At 70.8% G+C, this 1,874-nt stretch carries 3 protein-coding genes; 1 reads left to right on the forward strand and 2 read right to left on the reverse strand.

Annotation, left to right across the window (positions count from 1 at the left end; genetic code table 11):
* Positions 1 to 230 (reverse strand): helix-turn-helix domain-containing protein (locus tag OEY_RS28680; protein WP_043805573.1); only part of this gene is annotated, 230 nt, incomplete at its 3' end.
* A 132-nt stretch (positions 231 to 362) separates the two neighbouring features.
* On the opposite strand from OEY_RS28680, the gene OEY_RS0118770 reads away from it, so the two are divergent.
* Positions 363 to 1,202: an alpha/beta fold hydrolase gene (locus OEY_RS0118770; RefSeq protein ID WP_192811078.1), complete on the forward strand. Its 840-nt coding sequence runs from the start codon at positions 363 to 365 to the stop codon at positions 1,200 to 1,202.
* 84 nt (positions 1,203 to 1,286) lie between these two features.
* Here the strand turns inward: OEY_RS0118770 and OEY_RS0118775 are convergent.
* Positions 1,287 to 1,874, reverse strand: a 588-nt coding sequence (locus tag OEY_RS0118775) for a hypothetical protein (protein ID WP_010595359.1), incomplete at its 5' end; no start/stop codon positions are given.

Consider the following 1,874-nt stretch of genomic DNA (forward strand, 5'->3'; position numbering starts at 1 on the left):
GTCTGTCCCACCGCCTGCGCGTACCGTTCGAGGGTGGACAGGCGCGGATCGAGATCGCCGCGCTCGAGTCGGGCCACCGCCGACTGGGAGGTGCCCATCCGGGCCGCGACCAGGGTCTGGCTCAGTCCCTGCCGTCGCCGGGCCGCCGCCAGCTCGTCCACCAGCGCTCGCCGCCTATCGGAGAGACGGTCCACACCCGGGAACGACGTTCGACGAGGCGACGTCGACATATCGGCAATGCTATCTCGGCAATGCGCTACCGGACAGCGCCGTCGCCACGCCCCTTGACACGGGCGGCGCCCGGAACGATCCTCGACCCATTCCGAGACGGTCCCGCGTCCCGGGTCGATACGGAGCGCGCCATGACAATGCCTCGAATTCCGGATACGCGACGGTCGTACCTGCGGGTGCGGGACGTCGATCTGTACTGCGAGGACACCGGCGGTGAGGGCGAGCCCATCCTGTTCCTGCACGGGTTCTTCTTCGACGGGCGAATGTACGAGGCGCAGATCGCGGCGCTGCGGGATCGGTACCGCTGCCTCACCCTCGACTTCCGGGGACAGGGCCGATCCGGGCACGCCCGGACCGGATTCCAGCTCGAGCAGCTCACCGCCGACGTGCTCACCGTGATCCGGCGGCTCGACCTCGCACCCGCGCATCTGGTGGGGCTGTCGATGGGGGGCTTCGTCGGCATGCGCATCGGCGCGCGGGAACCGGACCTGTTGCGCTCGCTGACCCTGCTCAACACCGGCGCGACGCCGCATCCGCCCGTGAGGTACCCGCTGCACCTTGCCCTCACGGCCGTGGCCCGGCTTCTCGGGCCGTCGCCGGCCCTCGTGCTGCGCGGTATCGAGAAGGAACTCTACGGCGAACCGTTCCGCACCGACCCCGGCCGGGAGGCCGAGCGTGAGGTGTGGCGCAGGCGGTGGGCGATGGCCGACCGGTCGTCACTGGCGAACACGATGCTCGGCATGATGGTCCGCCCCGACATCCGGGACGAGCTGCCCGCGGTGAGCGTGCCGACGCTGATCGTCGCGGGACAACTGGATGTCGAGATGCCGCCGCGTCTCGCCCGCGAGATGCACGCGCTGATCCCGGGCTCGCGACTGGTGGAACTCGACGGGGTGGGCCACAGTTCGACGCTGGAGGACCCGGCCCGGGTCACCGGGATCCTGGAGAGCTTCCTCGCCGAGATCGGCTGACCGAGGGACCTCTCCCCCCGGATGCGGTCGTGGCCGCCGGTCCGTCCCGCACCCGGGCGACGGCGCCGTCACGACCTGCGCCCCCTAGATCGGACGGAACCCCGCCCCGGCCCCGCCCCGCGCATCGGCGTCGCCGACGACGGCCGTCATGCTCGTGCCGACCTCCGGACCGAGGCAGGCAACGGTGAGATAGCCGTTCACCATGCCGACGAGCGTGGTTCCGACCACCACCGGGCCTCCCGAGTCGCCGAGGTCGACGCACGTCTGCGTCCAGGTCTGCCCCGAACCGAACACATCGCCGTAGGCCACCCCGCAGGTCTGCCCCGTGGTGCGGCCCTGCTTGCAGACGATGTCCGGGAACTGCGCCGGACCCCCGATCCCCGTGATCGTCGTGTTTCCCACCCGATTCACGGGAACCACCTTCGCCGGCTCGAACACGATCACCGCGTAGTCCAAGTCCGCATCGGTGTAGGCGATCGTGCCGACCACACCGGCGTCCGGATCCGCCTCCGAGGCAACCGTGGAACCGGCGTTTCCGCAGTGTCCCGCCGTGAATCCGACCAGCCGGCCCCCGGAATCGGGACCGATCGTGGTGAGGGTGCAGTAGTTCCGGCCGTCCATGACGATGCCGGAGCCGCCGCCGAGGACGGCCGGATCGGCGGGGGGGGGGGC

The organism is Rhodococcus sp. P14 (assembly GCF_000256505.1).
Lineage (GTDB): Bacteria > Actinomycetota > Actinomycetes > Mycobacteriales > Mycobacteriaceae > Rhodococcus > Rhodococcus ruber.